The organism is Rhizobium sp. CB3171, assembly GCF_029714265.1.
GTDB lineage: Bacteria > Pseudomonadota > Alphaproteobacteria > Rhizobiales > Rhizobiaceae > Rhizobium.
In genome coordinates, this window is the sequence record NZ_CP121652.1 from 2,249,219 (window position 1) to 2,266,813 (window position 17,595).

At 60.7% G+C, this 17,595-nt stretch carries 14 protein-coding genes and 1 pseudogene; 13 read left to right on the forward strand and 2 right to left on the reverse strand.

The genetic code is table 11. The features are described 5' to 3' along the window. Genes QA648_RS11030 through QA648_RS11040 form a run of 3 tightly spaced genes read left to right on the forward strand, consistent with a single transcriptional unit; the run spans position 1 to position 5,604 of the window. Positions 1 to 2,376: a Mu transposase C-terminal domain-containing protein gene (locus QA648_RS11030; protein ID WP_283046888.1), complete on the forward strand. Its 2,376-nt coding sequence runs from the start codon at positions 1 to 3 to the stop codon at positions 2,374 to 2,376. A gap of 13 nt (positions 2,377 to 2,389) precedes the next feature. After that, positions 2,390 to 3,412, forward strand: coding sequence for an ATP-binding protein (locus QA648_RS11035; RefSeq protein ID WP_283046890.1), 1,023 nt, complete (start codon positions 2,390 to 2,392; stop codon positions 3,410 to 3,412). Further along, positions 3,409 to 5,604, forward strand: coding sequence for a TniQ family protein (locus QA648_RS11040; RefSeq protein ID WP_283046892.1), 2,196 nt, complete (start codon positions 3,409 to 3,411; stop codon positions 5,602 to 5,604). Before QA648_RS11035 ends, QA648_RS11040 begins: the two co-directional genes overlap by 4 nt. Positions 5,605 to 6,068: 464 nt before the next feature. Here the strand turns inward: QA648_RS11040 and QA648_RS11045 are convergent, their stop codons facing one another. Next, a complete protein-coding gene (locus tag QA648_RS11045; RefSeq protein WP_283046893.1) occupies positions 6,069 to 6,275 on the reverse strand; it encodes a hypothetical protein in 207 nt (68 codons plus the stop codon). Between the two features lie 272 nt (positions 6,276 to 6,547). Here QA648_RS11045 and QA648_RS11050 point away from each other — a divergent pair, with 272 nt between their 5' ends. Further along, entirely contained in the window at positions 6,548 to 6,814 is a 267-nt protein-coding gene (locus QA648_RS11050; RefSeq protein ID WP_260303089.1) for a hypothetical protein, read from the forward strand. A 52-nt stretch (positions 6,815 to 6,866) separates the two neighbouring features. Here the strand turns inward: QA648_RS11050 and QA648_RS11055 are convergent, their stop codons facing one another. After that, entirely contained in the window at positions 6,867 to 7,682 is an 816-nt protein-coding gene (locus QA648_RS11055) for a DUF2971 domain-containing protein (RefSeq protein ID WP_158704487.1), read from the reverse strand. A gap of 250 nt (positions 7,683 to 7,932) precedes the next feature. Here QA648_RS11055 and QA648_RS11060 point away from each other — a divergent pair, with 250 nt between their 5' ends. The 9 genes and pseudogenes from QA648_RS11060 to cydB all read left to right on the forward strand — a co-directional run bounded on the left by QA648_RS11060 (position 7,933) and on the right by cydB (position 17,585). Further along, positions 7,933 to 8,094: a hypothetical protein gene (locus QA648_RS11060; protein ID WP_283046897.1), complete on the forward strand. Its 162-nt coding sequence runs from the start codon at positions 7,933 to 7,935 to the stop codon at positions 8,092 to 8,094. Positions 8,095 to 8,241: 147 nt separating this feature from the next. Beyond that, a complete protein-coding gene (locus tag QA648_RS11065; protein ID WP_283046899.1) occupies positions 8,242 to 9,036 on the forward strand; it encodes a polysaccharide deacetylase family protein in 795 nt (264 codons plus the stop codon). Between the two features lie 177 nt (positions 9,037 to 9,213). After that, positions 9,214 to 9,627 (forward strand): DoxX family protein, encoded by a 414-nt coding sequence (locus QA648_RS11070; RefSeq protein WP_283046900.1) that lies wholly within the window; start codon positions 9,214 to 9,216, stop codon positions 9,625 to 9,627. A gap of 178 nt (positions 9,628 to 9,805) precedes the next feature. Next, positions 9,806 to 10,327: an arsenate reductase ArsC gene (locus tag QA648_RS11075; RefSeq protein ID WP_104823914.1), complete on the forward strand. Its 522-nt coding sequence runs from the start codon at positions 9,806 to 9,808 to the stop codon at positions 10,325 to 10,327. A 395-nt stretch (positions 10,328 to 10,722) separates the two neighbouring features. Continuing rightward, positions 10,723 to 11,298, forward strand: a complete 576-nt coding sequence (locus QA648_RS11080) for a GbsR/MarR family transcriptional regulator (protein WP_104823915.1) — start codon at positions 10,723 to 10,725, stop codon at positions 11,296 to 11,298. Between the two features lie 3 nt (positions 11,299 to 11,301). Next, entirely contained in the window at positions 11,302 to 13,056 is a 1,755-nt protein-coding gene (gene cydD / locus QA648_RS11085; protein ID WP_283051300.1) for a thiol reductant ABC exporter subunit CydD, read from the forward strand. Continuing rightward, positions 13,053 to 14,744: a thiol reductant ABC exporter subunit CydC gene (cydC, locus tag QA648_RS11090; protein ID WP_283046903.1), complete on the forward strand. Its 1,692-nt coding sequence runs from the start codon at positions 13,053 to 13,055 to the stop codon at positions 14,742 to 14,744. The genes cydD and cydC overlap by 4 nt, the downstream gene beginning before the upstream one ends. A gap of 80 nt (positions 14,745 to 14,824) precedes the next feature. Beyond that, on the forward strand, positions 14,825 to 16,426 hold the full coding sequence (locus QA648_RS11095) for a cytochrome ubiquinol oxidase subunit I (RefSeq protein WP_283046904.1): 1,602 nt from the start codon (positions 14,825 to 14,827) through the stop codon (positions 16,424 to 16,426). A 5-nt stretch (positions 16,427 to 16,431) separates the two neighbouring features. Continuing rightward, a pseudogene (cydB, locus tag QA648_RS11100) lies at positions 16,432 to 17,585 on the forward strand (cytochrome d ubiquinol oxidase subunit II). Positions 17,586 to 17,595 lie beyond the last annotated feature (10 nt).

Consider the following 17,595-nt stretch of genomic DNA (forward strand, 5'->3'; position numbering starts at 1 on the left):
ATGTCCATGCGCTCGAAGCAGTTCGAATTCCTTAATCCGGTGCTCACCTTCGCCGACCTGGAAATTCCTCCGCGCGAGCCGGGGGAACTGGATGGGCAGTTCTACGACTTCAAGCCGGGCGACACCCTGCAGCTCTTCAACGAGAGCAAGCGCGGCTACTCGGTCGTCCGGTTCAAGGAATGGATCCAATTTGCCGCTTCAGGCGGCAAGCTCGCGATCTTCGTCCGTACGGAGACGAGCGAGCAGATCCCATTGTCGAACTCCCAGATCGCGAAGCTCGAGAGGGCGAAGCGCGTCTGCCCCGCATCGCCGGACCACGCCTTCGGACGCCTCCTCCCCGGCACCTCGCTCATGCTGCACGAGGAGGAGCGCGCGGTCGCGGAACGTGCAATGGAGTACGTCGACGCCGTCTATGCCGAATGGGACCTGTCTGGCACGAACAGGATCCCCAAGGAAGCAACGATGCGCGTCCTTCAGGAGGTCGCAGACCGTCGAGGCGAGCAGCGTCCCGGCTACACTTGGATTCGCGACCAGATCCTCGCCGACGAGAACGGAAGCTCCTTTGACCGCCTGATGAACTTTGCCTACGCGACCCGCGTAGGCAATCAGACCCTCCGGTTTCCGCAGCTCGTCTACGACGCCCTCCAGGAGGCGGTCTACTGTGGATGGTCGGCGCTCAAGGGCACCTACAAGACCGTTGGCCAGGAGCTAAACCGTCTGGTGAAGGAGGACGAGCGCTTCTTCACCGTTCGCGACTACGTCATCGACGAAGCGGGCCGGCTCAAGATCGGACGGACGACGATCCAGACGCATTTCGCCTCCGTCGATCTATATACGCGCGACCTCCTTCGCTTCGGTCCCGAGAAGGCGGCCGTGCGCAACCGCCTCTATCTGCGCCGCAACCTTCCCTTCGCACCGCTCGACATCGTCGACGTCGACTACACCACCGTCGACGTCGTGGTCTACGACGAGAAGTTCGCGGTCGCCTTCGGGCGGCCTCATCTCATCGTCTTCAGGGACCGTGCGACCGGCATCGTGCTCGGCCGGTCGATTTCGTTCGCTGGCCCGAGCTTCGCTTCCTTTCTCGAGGGCATGGAGCACGCGATCTTCGAGAAGGATCCCGCCCTCCTTCCGCCGGGATGCACCTATCCGTGGTGGGGCATGTTCCGCCGGCTAGGCGTCGACAACGCGCTCGAGTTTCTCGGCAAGTCGATCGAGGCCGCGTCGAAGGCGTTCGGCTTCTCGATCGTGGAATACCGCCCCGCGGAGCCATGGCTGAAGGGCGCGCTCGAACACACGTTCAGCACCTTCAACGAGGACCTGTTCCACGGCGTCCCCGGCACCACCATGAGCTCGCCCGAGATTCGAGACCTGTTCGACGATGGCGAACCCGTCGCCATCCCGGTCATCTCGCTTGGCGAGCTGCGCGGCATGCTCGACTACTATCTTGCCCGCCACTACCACTACACGCCGCGTCAGGGCCTGCACGGCGACGTAACGACGTGGGCTGGGGTGCCCGCGGAACTGTGGACATCCAAGATGAAGGACGCGCCCCGCCGTCCGCTGATGGATCGGACGCTGTTCGCACGTCTCGGCGGCGAAGTCGGCAAGGTGACGGTCCAGGCCGACGGCGTTCGCTGGGACGGCATCAAGTACTTCCACCCCGAGCTGCTCGCAATCTACTCCCATAGCGAAAACCGCCGTGCGAAGAAGGGCGTCGAGGCGCCGAAGTACAAGGCGACCCGCGATCCCAACAACCTGGGCCGCATCTGGGTCGAGGACCCGTACCGCATGTGCATCGTCGAATGCGAGGTGATCGACCGGGACGCGGACTACGCGAACGGCCTGACCTTGTTCCAGCACAGGCAGATCAGGAAATACCAGCTCAAGCTTCAGCGCGAAGCCGAAAACAACGTCGACCTCCTCGCGGCGAAGGAAGCGCTCCACAAGGTGATGATGGACCTCATCAACAAGTGGCGGAAGAAGCACGACCCCGCTACCGCGCTGGCCCGCTTCTACAACCAGAACGAAAGCCTGCACCGACGCGGCCGCGTGGTCGAGATGGCCCGCATCACTGCCGACGGCCGCATGGACATCGCGAAACCGGAGGCGGAGACCCCGCCGCCGATGATGAACGCGTCGGCGATCGCCAAGACCTACGGGTCGATGATCTTCGACGGCGAGGACGACGAGACGCTGACCGACGCGCTTTCCAACGTCACGCCAGACAGCGTTCCGGAGGTCGGCCCGGCTCCGCCAGCGAAGCCGAAGGCCGCCAGGCGGAAGACGGCCAGGGCCGAGAAACCGCCGGACGACACCGGAGGACATAGGGACATCAGCGAGATTGCAGCCAACCTCCCGGATTGGGACGACTGACAGGAGAAAAACGATGACAGGTAAAACCAACGCAGAAAGCGGCTCGCCGGCCTTCAACTTCCACACGGCTCCCTATAGGGACGCCGCTGCCCGCCTCGTCGCGAGCAAGCTCTCGATCTCGGAGCGGCAGCGCCTGGTGCGCGAGCTGCTTGCCCCCTACCCCATCTTCGACGAAATGGTCGAGTTCGCCGCGCGCTTCCATCACCCGGCGAAGCCCGACGACCTGATCGGAGCCGACGACGTCGGCGACAGAGACATCGGACTCCCCGACGTCGGGACGATTGGAGGCTTGCTTGGCGAGACCCGCGTGGGCAAGACCGCCGTCTGCACGTATTATCGTTCGAAGTGGCCTGTCCGGATCACGGAGGATGGCGAACGCTATCCTGTCGTCTATATCCCCGCCTCCGACGACATGACACCGACGTCGATGGCCGAACTCGTCTACTTCGCGACCGGCGCACAGTCCGTGCCAGGTAAGCTGAAGACCCCGGTAGTCATCAGAAACGCCATCAAGCGACTGGTTCGGCTGGAATGCGAACTTCTGATCATTGACGACGCACAGTACCTGTTCTTTGGACGAACCAGAACTGAAATGAAGCATTTCATGAGCTTTCTAAAGCTTCTGGCCGATTCACAGGCGCTGAACGTCCTGCTCGTCGGCGAGGAAAAGATCGACGAGTTCATCGGTGGCCACGCCTTCCTGAGTGGCCGGGGCGGGTTTCCCCACAAGATGCTGCGCCCCCTGGGCGACAGCGTCGCCGAGTTCGAGATGTTCCGCATGCTTATGAAGAAGGTCGACGCGCGGCTGCCTTTCCGAGAGTTGTCGGGCCTGGACGGGGTTGCGGTAGCGGGAGACCTTTACCGATATTCCGACGGGATGATCGGACGGGTAATGAACCTCGTGCGCTACGCCGCGGTCAGAGCAATCGCGGCGGGAAGCTCGCGCATCCTTCTCGAGCATCTATACGAGGAGGCAGCCCTTCGGCCCAAGGCGGGCGACGACTACGAGTACTTCCGCAAGGGAGGTGCACGATGACCGACGCCCGACCGCTCCCGTTCTCCTCCTGGGAGGCCAAGCCCGAGTTTGGCGAACCCGCTAACGCGTATTTCGTCCGGCTTGTGCGCGAGCAGGACCACGTCAGCGCTCGGGTCTATGCCGACGATCTGGAGATCAATGGTCGAAACGTGCGTCCGGCCTCGCTTCTGGAGCAGGTCTTGAAACTGCCTCTTGCCGGAAGCTACCGCGAAAGTCTTCGCCGCTGGACTCCGGTCGACGAACCGGGATGGGTGATCCTTTCGGGGCAGCGCGTCCGACAGTCCCACTATTCCCACGTGCGTCGAAGGTTCTGCCCGGCATGCCTTGCAGAAGGTCCCTGGCACAGGGCGTGGTGGGACATCGCCAGCTTCACAGTCTGTCCGTTTCACCAAATGCCTGTCCGGTCTCGGACCATGGAAGGCCACGTCGTAAAATGGTGGTGGCCGGATTTCGAGCACGCTCCCGATGGCGAAAGGATGGCAGTCACATCGCCGCGAGATTGCGAGAAGGACTCCTTCGAAGTGTACCTCCTCCAGAGACTGGGCGTCGACATCGGCGACACGCGCCTTCGTCCGCTCCTCGACGACGTCGACCTGGGAATTGTGGTAGACGTCTGCGGAGCGGTCGGACGTCTGCTGAGCAACCCGCTCAGCTTCCAGGCACCACCGAAGAAGAGCACGGACTTCCGCAAGGGCTACGATGCCGTCAGTCGGGACGACGAGCATCTCGTGGCACGCCTTGCCGACTGGTTCGAAGCAAACGCTCCGGCGTCCGGACAGCTCAACGGACTGACGCAGTCGACGGGGTGGTTCGTCGAGGGAAGAACGCACGTGAAGGGTCCGGCGTGGCCACGTCTTCATGCCAGTCTGCAGCGGGCCTTCGTGAAGATCGGTCACATCGGACGGATGGGGCTTGGCGACAGGTCCCTGGCGCACAGGGGAACGACGCTGAGAGAGCTGTCCCGGCGCACGGGAATCCATGTCGACGGGGTACGCGCGATCGTGGCTCATCTTGGCATCGTTCGCGGCGAAGCGGACTTCCACTGGTTCCTGGCCGAGAGCGACGTGACGCGGGTCGAAGCATTCGTCGGCGAGCTCGTCTCGCTCCGGGAAGCGGCGACGCTCCTCGGCTGCGGACTACCCGTTGTGCGCGAGCTTTCCACTCTCGGCCATCTCCGCACGTTTGAAGGCACGAGGCTTTTCGGTCATAAGGGAGGCGGCATCGCGACCCGTCGCGCCGACGTAGAACGGCTGAGTTCGCTTGCAGGATCGGCCACCATCGCGCCCACGGACGGAGAAACGTCAGGTCTTCACAAGTTCGCCGAAAAGCGAGGACTTTCCCAGGCCGCGGTGATCGACCGGGTCCTGAAGGGGGAGATCTCGCCCTCCACGCCTACCGATCCGCGCCGGGGGCTGATGTCGTGGCGGTTCGTGGATCCGAGGAAACGGGGATGGCGGGTCAGGCGCGACTTCGACGGCGACCTGTCAATGGCGGAGGCGGCCGTCACAGTAGGACTGCCACGACCGCAGATCGCAGCCCTGATCGCCTATGGCGTGCTCAAGTCTCGAACGCACCAGACGTCGGTGGTCGTGGAACGGCAATCCTTCGAGGAGTTCCACGACCGGTACGTAAACGCGCGCATGTTTCAGGAAGAAATCGGGTGCTCCTTCCTCGGGTTAGAACAGGCGCTGCGGAAGCTGGGGATCCCTCGTGAACTCGCGGACGTCGTCGCTCCCGACAGGCTCTACATGGTCGATCGGCGTTCGCTGGAGAGGGTGCTCGGCGTCAGAACGGAGCCTGGGAAACGGATGCAGGCCCTATGGCGGTCCCTTTACAACGAGATGTCGGGGCGAAAGACGAGGTTGGCGCTGCCGAAAAGGATCGGAACGAAGGGGGCGAAGTCCGTGCTGTCCAATCGGTGGACGTTCGTCAGGTTCCTGGTCGAGGCTTCAGGCATCGCTATCGAGAAGACGTTCTCAACGAAGAGCGCGCGCGAGTGGGCAATTTTCGCCGCGCACCGGAAAGAGATTGAAGAGGATATGGCCGTCTTCCAATGGAGCGAAGAGGGAGACGAGGTTCACTGCCGCTTCCTGATCTCGAAAGCACGCGACGTCGCCGTCGCCGCTGACGCGCTTCTCGCTTACGAGCGGTACTTTCCACTTCCCTCGGGAAGCAGCAAGAGCAAGCGATAGGCGCCCAAACATCGATACGGACAAAGAGCGCCGGCGGTCTCCGCCGGCGCTCTTTGTTTATGTTTGGCGATGAAAGCAACCTAAATCGCGTTTCGCACTCATGATGAGCCGTTGACACAGGTTCGCACCCATGCCGGGCCGAGTACGCTTCACACTGCGACGTGATGGGATTTATCGAATGAATTCAATATCGCCCATTCCGCGCATTTGGAGAGCGCGAGAATTCTAACGTATTGATTCATCTGCAATATTTTGCGGTAGTCAGCTTACGGTTCTTCGCCCGTGCTGATCGAAATCTATTCGCCACGGCACCAGTAGCCACTCATTGTTGAATGAAAATCCGTTCAATCGGGTTCGGACATCAACCGAGCAGTTTGAAAATCTATCCCTCACCAAGTGAGACGAGGACCGAAAGAGCCATAGGAGCCCGGTGTTGACCCGCTTGGATCTAGCTGATTATCTCTTTAGACTCTCTCTTCCCATCGCCGACGTTCGGCCGCTTTGTCTTTGGCGTTGGCGGGATCTGCCGATTTGCTCGCGGTTACCGGACGAGATGAGCCGCCGGTTCCGCCGACCGTCGAGCAGGAAACAAAGAAAACAGCGGGAAAAATAATCAGAATGCCCAGGGCAACTGCCCTCGTGAGCCCGTTGTGGATCGGCTGCATAGACATCCCTTATGCTCTTTGACCATCTGTAATAGACGGAGATGTTATTCGATTTCGTATCGAGTGAAAACTAGAGGCTATTCGGATTTCCGTGTGATGGACATGGGTCCTGGCAGGTCGATCTGCAGCAGAAAGCGAGGCGGACGGCGGTGGCTCGCAACGCTCGGGTGCCTGCATAATCTCGCGGATATGTCGGTTAGCCCCCACGGACATCTGCCGCGAAATCTGGTAGGGTAGCGTTTGTCGCCTGGATCGGTCACCTTACGATGGAGAGGCAGATGGTTCGCATCCTTGCATTATCGTTCGTCTTCGTCACGCTCGCGCTGTCGCCCCTTCGCGCGGCTACTGTCGACCCAGCCACTGTGACCTGCAAAGAGTATAATTCGAGCAGCCACCAGGGCATGCTCGATATAATCTCGGCTTTGTACGATGCCACGAGAAGCGACCCAAAGCTTGGCGCGCTCAAAGAAAGCAAGTTCGGGGATACTCTCGACAAAGCCTGCACTGCCAAACCAGAAGCGAAGGTGATCGACGCGTTGCGATGATCGGCGCTAACTTTGGCACAGCGAAATGGTGGATAGGTTTCTCACGCCCCAGCTAAACACTCCGATATGGAATAGCCGAACGCGTGAATTTCTCGACGCGGATATTTTTGGTTGCGGCAGCGATACGAAGGGCATTCTCCGCCAATTCCTGTTCGCGATGAGGCCCGATCACAATTGAGTCCAAACCCAGGTCGATTTGCCGATCGACAGTCGCTTGCTGCAGCGGGAGATCGAAATAGGGGATGGGAAGGCCAGGTCCCGGCCGGACGGCGACCTGAGAATGGTCTATCGGGATGGGATCTGAGATCAGCCGCCATTCATTCTCCTCCGCGAAGCTCTGATCTTTGAAGCTTGAGGCATAGACATGGAAAGCCGCGACCCAGCCCTCGGCAAGGTTCCAAATGTCTTTACTCTCTGCGTTTTCGAGGGTCTCGATGTTCTGCAGGAACATGTTCAGGTAGTCAGTGATGAGATCGACTTTGTCACGATCGCCGTAAATGCATTTCAGGAGCTTGAAGCCGTGCAGTTCCGCAGCTGCTTCCAGTGCGGACTTTTGAAAGCCCAGGGAAACACCACCCGGCACGGCATATCCCCTCCATTGGCTAAGCAAGTCGCCATCCTCGGCAAAGGAGGCAACGCAGACGAAGTTTCGCGCAAGTGCTGGAAGGATTTGAATAATCTTCTCCAGCAATCGCTTTCCATTTGGTCCTTGCGTCTCGATCAGGCTTTCCGCAATCCCTGAGGCAAGAATAATTCCGTGCCGGAACTCTTCCTTGTCGTTCAGAAAATGAATGCAGGACGCCCACATCGACCTCGACCCGAGTATCCCAAGAGCACCAGGAAACGTCGTGTAGTGATACAGCTTCATCTCTTGTCCTCGTCCTCGAAATGCCGGCGGTTGGCTGGCTTCTTCACAGTGTTACATCCAGAGTTGAGAATAGCACAGGCGGCGACGTTTCTCTTGAACGTGGCGCATTCCGATATCACGTTCAGGCCGCTTGGTGGGCCGGCCAGCATCGCATGCGGTAGTCCCCCAACATCCATGAACAAACCGTAACTTGCCTCTCCGCCCATAGAGGATGACACTTCTGTCGCGCCGGATAACGGAGATGATAGATATGTCGAATTTGGAAATGCTCGTCAGACGCCGGATCGAAGAAGAACGCGCCAAGGGGACACCCCCGGAGCGGATAACGCAGCTCGTTCAGGAACTCTTCAACAGCATGGACGCCGCGCAGGCGAACGCTCCTCATCCGGCTTCAGCCAATCGGAAGTCATAACTGGACCCCGCATCCATCAGCTTCGCCGGTTCGAACTTCGATATCTTCGCGCCGGCGCCTCCCTCGATGAGGAGACGATAAAGCAGTCCCAATGGAACTGCCGCCATAGACATGCGATAACGAGCCGGGAAACGAGGGGCGCTATCCATGTCCATTGGGAATTACCTTCGCACGATGCTGTCCGCGCTCGCCTTGCTTTGTAGCCCCTTGTCGGCCAATGCGGCAGGGCGGGTTGTCTATCTGACCTTCGATGACGGGCCATTGTCGGGGACGGCGAATGTTCTGGATGTCCTCGCCGAAGAGCAGATTCCGGCCGCGATGTTCATGGTCGGGCTTCATGTCGAATCCAGCGCCGAACAAAGGGCGCTGCTGATGCGCGCCAAGACGCTGCCTCTGGTCACGGTTGGAAACCACAGCTACAGCCACGCCAACAATCACTATAGAGACTATTATTCCAACACCGACGCTGTCGTCGCGGATATGCTCAAGGCCAATACGGTGCTTGGCCTGACGCCCTGGGTCTATGCCCGCCTGCCCGGACGCGATGTCTTTCGCCTGATCGACTATTCCAAGGACGATCTTTCAATGGACCCCGCCCGCTACGAGCGCGAGGTGGTCGATTATGACTATGTGGCCGCAATGAAATTCCTGATCTATGGCTGGGACTTCGAATGGGCGCATTCGGGAGACGGAAAACCGGTGCAATCCGTCGATCTCCTGCTCAGCGAAATCGATCACCTCTTCGCCTATGGCCGGTTCATGAAACGCAATGAGATGATCCTCTTGATGCATGATGAGATGTTTCAGGATCGGTTCGACGGCAAGGAAAAGCTTAGAGCCCTCATCCGGCAATTGAAGCAAAGGGGCTACACGTTTGGCGACATAAAGCAATATGACCCGAACCCCTATACCGGAACCCTCATCCGTTCATCGTCAAAGTAATTTTGGTTACGCAACTCCAACCGGGCATCATGAGATGTTCGGATCACGCGATCCAACCGCCAACGCAAAAACATTTCCCGCAGCGTGTCGGAAACACGGCCTGTCTTCCGTCCTGGGATGAGATCGGCGATACCGTAACATGGATCGCCGAAGAGTCGAACAACGGAGGATATAGACATGGGCAAGACAATCGCAATCTGCCTAGCCAGATTGATCTTCGGAGCCGTCTTCGTGATGGCGGCCGCCTTCAAATTCGCGGGCATGCAATCGACGGCGGATTATATCGCATTGGCCGGTTTTCCGCTGCCGCTGTTCCTCGCCTGGATCGCCGCCTTCTTCGAAAGTGCGCTGGCGATCTGCCTGCTGACGGGAGCCTTCTTCTCCGAAGCCGCGCTGCTTGCCGGCATCTACGTCGTCTTCCTTGCCTTCAGCTTCCACGGGCCAAACCGCTGGACCGGCGCTCAAGCGGAATTTGGCTTCTTCATCGATCATTTCACCTTTCTCGCCGGCCTGCTCTTTGCGGCAGTTCACGGTCCCGGAGAAAAATTGGCCGTTCGCGTCGGCATATTGCGGTCTGAGACCGGCATCTGATCGCAACCGTTTTCTTCAAGAGTGACGCATCTCTCGCCTTATAGTGTATAGTTGCCGCGATGCTTCCGAAGGTTGGCGCGCTTCCTGAATGAGGGGCGCCGCCTACCATCGGGAAATCCGCATATCGGCTGCTGTGACTATCATCTGCTTTACTCGGGACCTGGGGGGAGAAAGCGCAATGAGCAATGATCACGTCTATAATGTTCTATTTCTTTGCACGGGCAATTCGGCCCGTTCAATCCTTGCTGAATCGATCTTGAACACTGAAGGCAAGGGTCGCTTTCGAGCCTTTTCGGCCGGCAGCTTTCCCAAAGGCCAGATAAATCCTTGGGCCGTAAAAACACTCGAAGCCTTGGGCTATCCCTCTTCCGGCTTCAGTTCGAAGAGCTGGGATGTCTTTGCCGGGCCGGGCGCGCCACACATGGATTTCATCATCACCGTCTGCGATGACGCAGCAGGCGAAGTCTGCCCGATATGGCCCGGCCATCCCGCTTCCGCGCATTGGGGCATCGAGGATCCCTCCAAGGTGGAAGGCTCCGAATTGGACAAAGGCCGCGCCTTTGCGCAGGCCGCTCGCTACCTTAAAAATCGGATCATGCTTCTGGTCAACCTGCCGATTGCAACGATCGACCGGCTGGCGGTGGCAGCGCATCTACAGGAGATCGGCCAGATGGAAGGCTCGACATCGTTGCGGGCCTAAACGGCACGATATTTTGCTGCGCATGATCACGTTGCGCAGACGGGGTAGTTGACGAGCGAAGGCTTTGACTTCGGTCAAAGCTGTCGCGTTCCAAACCTGCATAACCGAGGCATGAAAAATCCGGTGAGCTTGGCTCTGCACCAGGAGGTTACATGTATCGCAGACTTATGTGTGCCCTTGACATAGATCAATTGCAGACCGGCGAGCCGCGGCTCCGGAAGCGGGCAGCGGCATGGGTCAGCGACGAGCAAAGAATTCGTCTGGAAGCAATGAAACCGGCAATCGGTTTGCTCGCGCAGATTGACGCATGGGTGACACACTGATTGAAAAGCAGGCCGGCTTATAGTTACAGTGATTTCAGAAATTTCTGAAATCACTGACAACGAGGTATCACCATGAATCTTCCGCCTCTCGTACAATCCTTTGTGCTTCATTTTGGGGAAATGGGTTCGCGCTGGGGCATCAACCGCACGGTCGGACAGATCTATGCCCTGCTCTTCGTCTCCCCGGCACCGCTTTGCGCGGAGGAAATCGTCGAAGCCCTCGGCATTTCCCGTTCGAACGTCTCCATGAGCTTGCGCGAATTGCAGACTTGGAACCTCGTGCTCCTCAAGCACAAGCCCGACGACCGCCGCGACTTCTTCACGACGCCGGATGATGTCTGGCAGATCCTGCGCACGCTCGCTGAAGAGCGCAAGAAGCGCGAGGTCGATCCGACGCTCTCGATGCTGCGCGAAATCCTGATGCAGCAGCCGGCAAGCGACACCGAACGCTATGCGCAGGGGCGGATGAGCGAGATGTACGGCCTGATCGAGCGCCTGACCAACTGGTACGAGGACGTCAAGCAGTTGGAGACCGAGCGGCTCGCGACCCTCCTGCTGCTCGGCTCGAAGGTAACGAAGCTGCTGGAGGCCAAGGACCGCGTCGTCTCGCTCGGCCGCCGCCGTTCCAAAACGACAAAAGAGGATTGAATGATGACTGCGGCTTTCTTCGATCCTGATCTCACTCCGGAAGAAACCCAGAAGGCGGTGCCCGAAGCCGCGCCGGCTGCGAGACGAAGTCAGGCCGCCCGGAGCCGAAAGCCCGCGGGGCTTTTGCTAGCTGCAGGCCTGCAAACCGCGGCGGCGCTGATCTGGATTCCGCAGGCAACCCTCCTCGCCTTCAGCATCGGCGTCATAAGCGACGGCGGCAGCACGATGGACGTGGTGTGGGCAGCGCTGGCGGTACTGGCGTTTGGCTTTGTTCGCGCCGCTCTTGATGCCGCCGGCGCACGTGTCGCCTTCCGCACAGCGAGAGACGAGCTGACATCGCGGCGTAATCGCGCCGTTGCGGCACTCGCTGCCCGCTCGCCCCTTGATATCGGCAAGCCGGCCTCCGGTCTCGCCGCGAGCGTCGTCGGCGAACAGGCCGAGGCGATCGTTCCCTATCTCGCCCGTTTCCGGCCGGTGCGCATGAAGGCGAGCGCGGTACCCCTCGTCATCCTCGCTTGCGTCTTTCCCGTTTCCTGGATCGCGGGGCTCATTCTGCTTGTCACAGCACCGCTCATTCCGATTTTCATGGCTTTGATCGGCTGGCGCGCCAAGGCTGCCAGTGAAAAGCAACTGGCCGAAACCGGTGGCCTCAACGCCTTTCTGCTCGATCGCCTGCGTGGGCTTGCGACGATCCGGGCGCTCGGTGCCGTCGATATTACGGCCACACGGTTGCGCGCCGATGCGGACTCTCTGCGAAAGCGCACGATGGCGGTATTGAAGATCGCCTTTCTGTCCTCCGCCGTTCTCGAGCTTTTCGCCGCCCTAGGCGTCGCAGCAACAGCCGTTTACATCGGCTTCAGCCTGCTGGGCTCGATCGATGTCGGTACGTGGCATGGCCGGCTGAGCCTGGCGCAAGGGCTTTTCATCCTTCTGCTCGCACCGGCCTTTTTCGAACCCTTACGCGAACTTTCGGCCGTTTGGCATGATCGCGCCAATGGCGAAGCGGCGCTCGCAGCACTCGACGCTCTGTCCTCGCAAGGAACTGCTATTCTCGATGCCGATGAACAAGACGCCAGCGACGACCGGATGGTGCTTGCTGCTCCCTCCGTGCAGATCGACAGGCTCATCTTCCGCTATGCGCCGGATCTTCCGGCCGTGATCGACAAACTCGGTCTCAACGTTGCGGCCGGAGAACATGTTGCCCTTTGGGGTGCGAGTGGCTCCGGCAAGACCACTATCCTCTCCTTGATCGCGGGACTTGCGCCACAGGAAGCCGGTGTGATCAGGATCGGCGGCGTCCCGCTGACGAAGAACAGTGCCGCTCCCCTTCGCCAGCGCATGGCCTGGATCGGACAACGGCCGCATATTTTCTCCGGTAGCCTGAAGAGAAATATCGGCCTTGGACGTCCCGATATCGACGACGGCGCCATAGACGATGCGCTGCGTGCCGTGCGCCTGGACACCGTGATTGCTGCAAACGAGATCGCCGCGGTCGGCGAAAGCGGCCTTGGCCTTTCCGGCGGCGAAGCGCTCCGGCTGGCACTGGCCCGCGTGGCCGCCAACCGTGCGGCCGGCATCATTCTCGCGGACGAACCGACCGCCCATCTCGACGCCGCCACCGCCGCCGAGGTGACCGAAGCTTTATTGGCCCTGGCGAAGGGACGGACACTGATCGTCGCGACACACGATCCGCTGCTTGCATCACGCCTCGACCGCACCATTCGGCTTGAACCCCATCACAAGGAGATTGCGGCATGAGACGGAGCCTCTCAATGCTTCTCCCGGTCATCCGCCTGTTCCATGCCGAACGCGGACGCGGTCTCTGTCTCGGCGCGGCGCTGTCGGCACTAGCCGTATTGGCTGGCGTCGGTTTGCTTGGCCTCTCCGGCTGGTTCATCACCGCGACCGCGCTTGCGGGTGGTTCGGCTGCAACTGCCATCGTCTTCGACGTCTTCGCGCCATCGGCCGGCATCCGCCTGCTCGCGATCGGCCGCACGGCGGCACGCTATGGCGAGCGGCTGGTGACCCATGACGTGACCCTGCGCGTTCTCGCGGCATTGCGCGAAAGGCTCTTTCGCGGCTGGGCAACGCCCGGCAGCGCCGCGGCCATGATGCGCCGTCCGGCCAAGCTGCTGTTCCGGCTCACGGCCGACATCGATGCGCTGGATTCGCTTTACCTGCGGGTGCTGCTGCCGGCAGGCGTCGCTCTGCTGTCGGCGCTCGCCGTTGGCATTGCGCTGGGTCTAATGCAGCCGCTCTTCGGGACCTTGGTCGGCCTTTGGCTCGTCGCCACCGGCCTCGGCATCCCCCTGATCGCCGGTCGCATGGCAATGAAGCCCGGACGCCGCCGTGCCCACACGATGGAAGCGCTCCGCGCGCGTATCATCGATCTGATCGCCGGCCAGACGGATCTCGCCATGACTGGCCGCCTGCAGGCGCAACGCATCGCCATCGGCAATGCCGACCGGCGGCTCGCGGAAGCAGACCATGCGTTGAACAGGATCGAAAACGCCGTGGGCGTCGGCTTCTCGCTTGCCTCGACGCTTCTGCTGACAGCCACACTTCTGACTGTCGCCATTCTGGCAAAACAGGGAGTCATCGGCGCTCCGGCCGCCGCCTTCGGTTTGCTTGTCGCCTTTGCCGCCACGGAACCTTTCGCGGCATTGCGTCGTGGCGCGTTGGAGCTCGGCCGCACGCTGCTTGCCGTCAAGCGTATTGCCCCGCGCCTCGCCTCGGAAAAGGCAGCCTCTCAGACCGCACTACCGCACGAAGGTTATGCATTCCAGTTAGAGGCCGTTAGCGCCAGGTACGAAAGCGCCCGGCATCCGGCAATCGAGAGCCTTTCCCTGTCGCTGGCCGCCGGCGAGCGGATTGCTCTTGTCGGTGCCAGCGGCGCCGGAAAATCCACGATATTGGCTCTGCTTGCTGGCGAGATCGCTCCGGCATCCGGCACGATTACCGGCGTCAAGGCGACGACGCTGACGCAACGCACCGAGCTCTTCGACGATACGATCCGCGGCAACCTGCTGCTCGCCGACCCGCATGCAAGCGACGAACGGCTTCTTCAGGTGCTGGAGGCCGCAGCCCTGCTTGCCGACATCAAGGCTTTGCCAAAAGGGCTTTCGGCCCGCCTCGGCGAAGGCGGCATCGGCCTCTCGGGCGGTCAATCGCGCCGGCTGGCACTTGCCCGGCTTTTCCTGCGCGACACGCCGCTCTGGCTGTTCGACGAACCGACGGAAGGGCTCGATGGCGATACCGCGCGCGCCGTTTTGCGTGAGATCGCCGGCAATGCCACTGGCCGCAGCCTCGTCATCGCCACTCACATACGCCGCGAAGCCGCGATCGCCGACCGCATCGTCATGCTCGAACGCGGCCGAGTCACGGCAACGGCGCGGCGCGGCGAACCAGAATTCGACGCCATCCTGAACCGGCTGCGGCCGGACTGAGGCGCAAACTGAACGTATAAATACGGCGTATCGAAAAGCGCCGTATCGACCAAACCCCGTGGGACCGTGGGAGAAAAATTATGGAACTCGACATCGTGGCGCTATCGCGCCTGCAGTTCGCCATGACGGTGCTCTATCACTTCCTGTTTGTGCCGCTGACGCTCGGCCTCTCCGTGTTGCTTGCCATCATGGAGACGACCTATGTCATGACCGGGCGGCAGATCTGGCGCCAGATGACCAAATTCTGGGGCACGCTATTCGGCATCAACTTCGTCCTCGGCGTCGCCACCGGCATCGTCATGGAATTCCAGTTCGGCATGAACTGGAGTTATTACAGCTACTATGTGGGCGATATCTTCGGCGCGCCGCTGGCGATCGAAGGGCTGATGGCCTTTTTCCTAGAGGCGACTTTCGTCGGCCTGTTCTTCTTCGGTTGGGAGAAGCTCTCCAAGGTCGGGCATCTCGTAGCCACCTGGGCGGTCGCGCTCGGCTCCAACTTCTCCGCCCTCTGGATCCTCATCGCCAATGGCTGGATGCAGAATCCCGTCGGTTCGGCACTCAATCCGCAGACGATGCGTATGGAGATCACCAGCTTCTTCGATGTCGTCTTCAATCCCGTCGCTCAGGCGAAGTTCGTTCACACAGTATCGGCCGGCTATGTCTGCGCCTCCATCTTCGTGCTCGGCGTTTCGGCCTGGTATATGCTGAAGGGACGCCACATCGAGATCGCCAAGCGCTCGATGACGGTTGCCGCCTCCTTCGGCCTGGCTTCGGCTCTTTCGGTCGTCGTCCTCGGCGACGAAAGCGGCTATTTGTCCACCGAGCATCAGAAGATGAAGCTCGCTGCGATCGAAGCCATGTGGGAAACCGAGCCGGCGCCCGCCGCCTTTACGGCTTTCGGCTTTCCGGACCAGCAGGCGCGCGAGACCCATTATGCCGTGCACATTCCGTGGGTCATGGGCCTGATCGGCACCCGTTCGCTGACCACCGAAATCCCCGGCATCACCCAGCTTGAGGAGCAGGCGAAGATCCGCATCCGCGACGGCATCAAGGCCTATGACGCGCTGATGCAGATCCGCGCCGCCCAACCGGCCGCCGCCGGTACGACGGCGCAGGACACCTCCACTGAGCAGGCGCGCGCCTCCTTCGAGGATATCGGTCATGAGCTCGGCTACGCCCTGCTTCTGAAGCGCTATGTCGACGATCCCCGCCAGGCGACCGACGCCCAGATCGATCAGGCCGCCCGCGATACCATTCCGAACGTGCCGACCCTTTTCTGGTCCTTCCGCATCATGGTCGGCCTCGGCATGTTCTTCATCCTGCTGACGGTAACCTTCTTCTGGCTCTCGGCCCGCCGCCAGCTCGACCGTTACCCCCTGTTGCTGAGGATCGCCGTTCTTGCCATTCCGCTGCCTTGGGTTGCCATCGAATTTGGCTGGGTCGTCGCCGAGTTCGGCCGCCAGCCCTGGGTTATCGAAGGCGTGCTGCCAACCGCCGCCGCCGTCTCCAATCTCGGAGCCGGTAGCGTGCTTCTCACCCTGCTCGGCTTCGCTGCGCTCTACACCGTGCTGATCGTCATCGAGATGACGCTGATGGTGAAGGCCATTCGCAAGGGCCCGGAACCGGATGACGAGCCGGAAGCCGACCTCATTTCCGAAACCCTCGTTCCCGCTGCGGAGTAACCACCATGATCCTTCATGAATTGATCGACTACGAAACCCTGCGTGTCATCTGGTGGCTGCTGCTCGGCGTTCTGCTGATCGCCTTTGCGGTGACCGACGGCTTCGACCTCGGCGTCGGCACGCTCCTGCCCTTCGTTGCCAGGACAGATACCGAACGGCGCATCGCCATCAATTCGATCGGCGCGACCTGGGAAGGCAATCAGGTCTGGCTGATCCTCGGCGGCGGCGCCATCTTCGCCGCCTGGCCGCCGCTTATGCGGTCTCCTTCTCCGGCTTTTATCTGGCGATGTTCGCGATCCTCTTCGCACTAATCCTCAGGCCGGTGGCTTTCAAATATCGCGCCAAGCGGGACAGCGCTCGCTGGAAGGCCGGTTGGGACTGGGCGCTGTTCATCGGCGGTTTCGTCCCCTCGCTGATCTTCGGTGTCGCTGTCGGCAATGTGCTGCAGGGTGTGCCGTTCCGCTTCGCCGACGATATGAGGATCTATTACGAAGGCTCCTTCTTCGGCCTGCTCAATCCTTACGCCCTGCTTTGCGGTCTGCTCTCCGTCGCCATGCTTGTCATGCACGGCGCGGCATGGCTGCAGTTGAAGACGAATGGCATCGTAGCGGAGCGGGCCCGCAGCTATGGCAGCCTGGCGGCGCTCGCAACGATCGTGCTCTTTGCCCTCGGCGGCCTCGCCCTGTGGTACGGCGTCGATGGCTACCGCATCACCAGCGAGATCAGCCCGATCGGGCCGTCCAATCCGCTTTTGAAAACCGTCGATCACGCGGCCGGTGCCTGGCTCGGCAATTATGCCAGCCATTCCTGGATGCTGGTCGCTCCAATCATCGGCTTCCTCGGCGCGATCGCAGCCCTTCTGTCGATGCTTGCCCGCCGTGAAGTGGCACCGCTGCTCTTCAGCAAACTCGCCATCTTCGGCATCATTTCGACGGTCGGCGTCTCGATGTTTCCTTTCATCCTGCCTTCCTCGCTCGACCCGCGCTCCAGCCTCACTGTCTGGGATGCGTCGTCCAGCCATATGACACTGTTCATCATGCTGGTGGTTTCGCTGATCTTCCTGCCGATCATCTTTCTCTATACGGCCTGGGTCTACCGGGTTCTCTGGGGCAAGATCGACGCGGAGACGGTCAACGATAAGGGCGGCCACGCCTACTGATATCTCAAAG

Excerpts from the sequence above, each read along its gene's own strand:
- QA648_RS11030 (WP_283046888.1), top strand. The coding sequence starts at position 1 with ATGTCCATGCGCTCGAAGCAGTTCGAATTCCTTAATCCGGTGCTCACC.
- QA648_RS11035 (WP_283046890.1), top strand. The coding sequence starts at position 2,390 with ATGACAGGTAAAACCAACGCAGAAAGCGGCTCGCCGGCCTTCAACTTC.
- QA648_RS11040 (WP_283046892.1), top strand. The coding sequence starts at position 3,409 with ATGACCGACGCCCGACCGCTCCCGTTCTCCTCCTGGGAGGCCAAGCCC.
- QA648_RS11045 (WP_283046893.1), bottom strand. The coding sequence starts at position 6,275 with ATGTCTATGCAGCCGATCCACAACGGGCTCACGAGGGCAGTTGCCCTG.
- QA648_RS11050 (WP_260303089.1), top strand. The coding sequence starts at position 6,548 with ATGGTTCGCATCCTTGCATTATCGTTCGTCTTCGTCACGCTCGCGCTG.
- QA648_RS11055 (WP_158704487.1), bottom strand. The coding sequence starts at position 7,682 with ATGAAGCTGTATCACTACACGACGTTTCCTGGTGCTCTTGGGATACTC.
- QA648_RS11060 (WP_283046897.1), top strand. The coding sequence starts at position 7,933 with ATGTCGAATTTGGAAATGCTCGTCAGACGCCGGATCGAAGAAGAACGC.
- QA648_RS11065 (WP_283046899.1), top strand. The coding sequence starts at position 8,242 with ATGTCCATTGGGAATTACCTTCGCACGATGCTGTCCGCGCTCGCCTTG.
- QA648_RS11070 (WP_283046900.1), top strand. The coding sequence starts at position 9,214 with ATGGGCAAGACAATCGCAATCTGCCTAGCCAGATTGATCTTCGGAGCC.
- QA648_RS11075 (WP_104823914.1), top strand. The coding sequence starts at position 9,806 with ATGAGCAATGATCACGTCTATAATGTTCTATTTCTTTGCACGGGCAAT.
- QA648_RS11080 (WP_104823915.1), top strand. The coding sequence starts at position 10,723 with ATGAATCTTCCGCCTCTCGTACAATCCTTTGTGCTTCATTTTGGGGAA.
- cydD (WP_283051300.1), top strand. The coding sequence starts at position 11,302 with ATGACTGCGGCTTTCTTCGATCCTGATCTCACTCCGGAAGAAACCCAG.
- cydC (WP_283046903.1), top strand. The coding sequence starts at position 13,053 with ATGAGACGGAGCCTCTCAATGCTTCTCCCGGTCATCCGCCTGTTCCAT.
- QA648_RS11095 (WP_283046904.1), top strand. The coding sequence starts at position 14,825 with ATGGAACTCGACATCGTGGCGCTATCGCGCCTGCAGTTCGCCATGACG.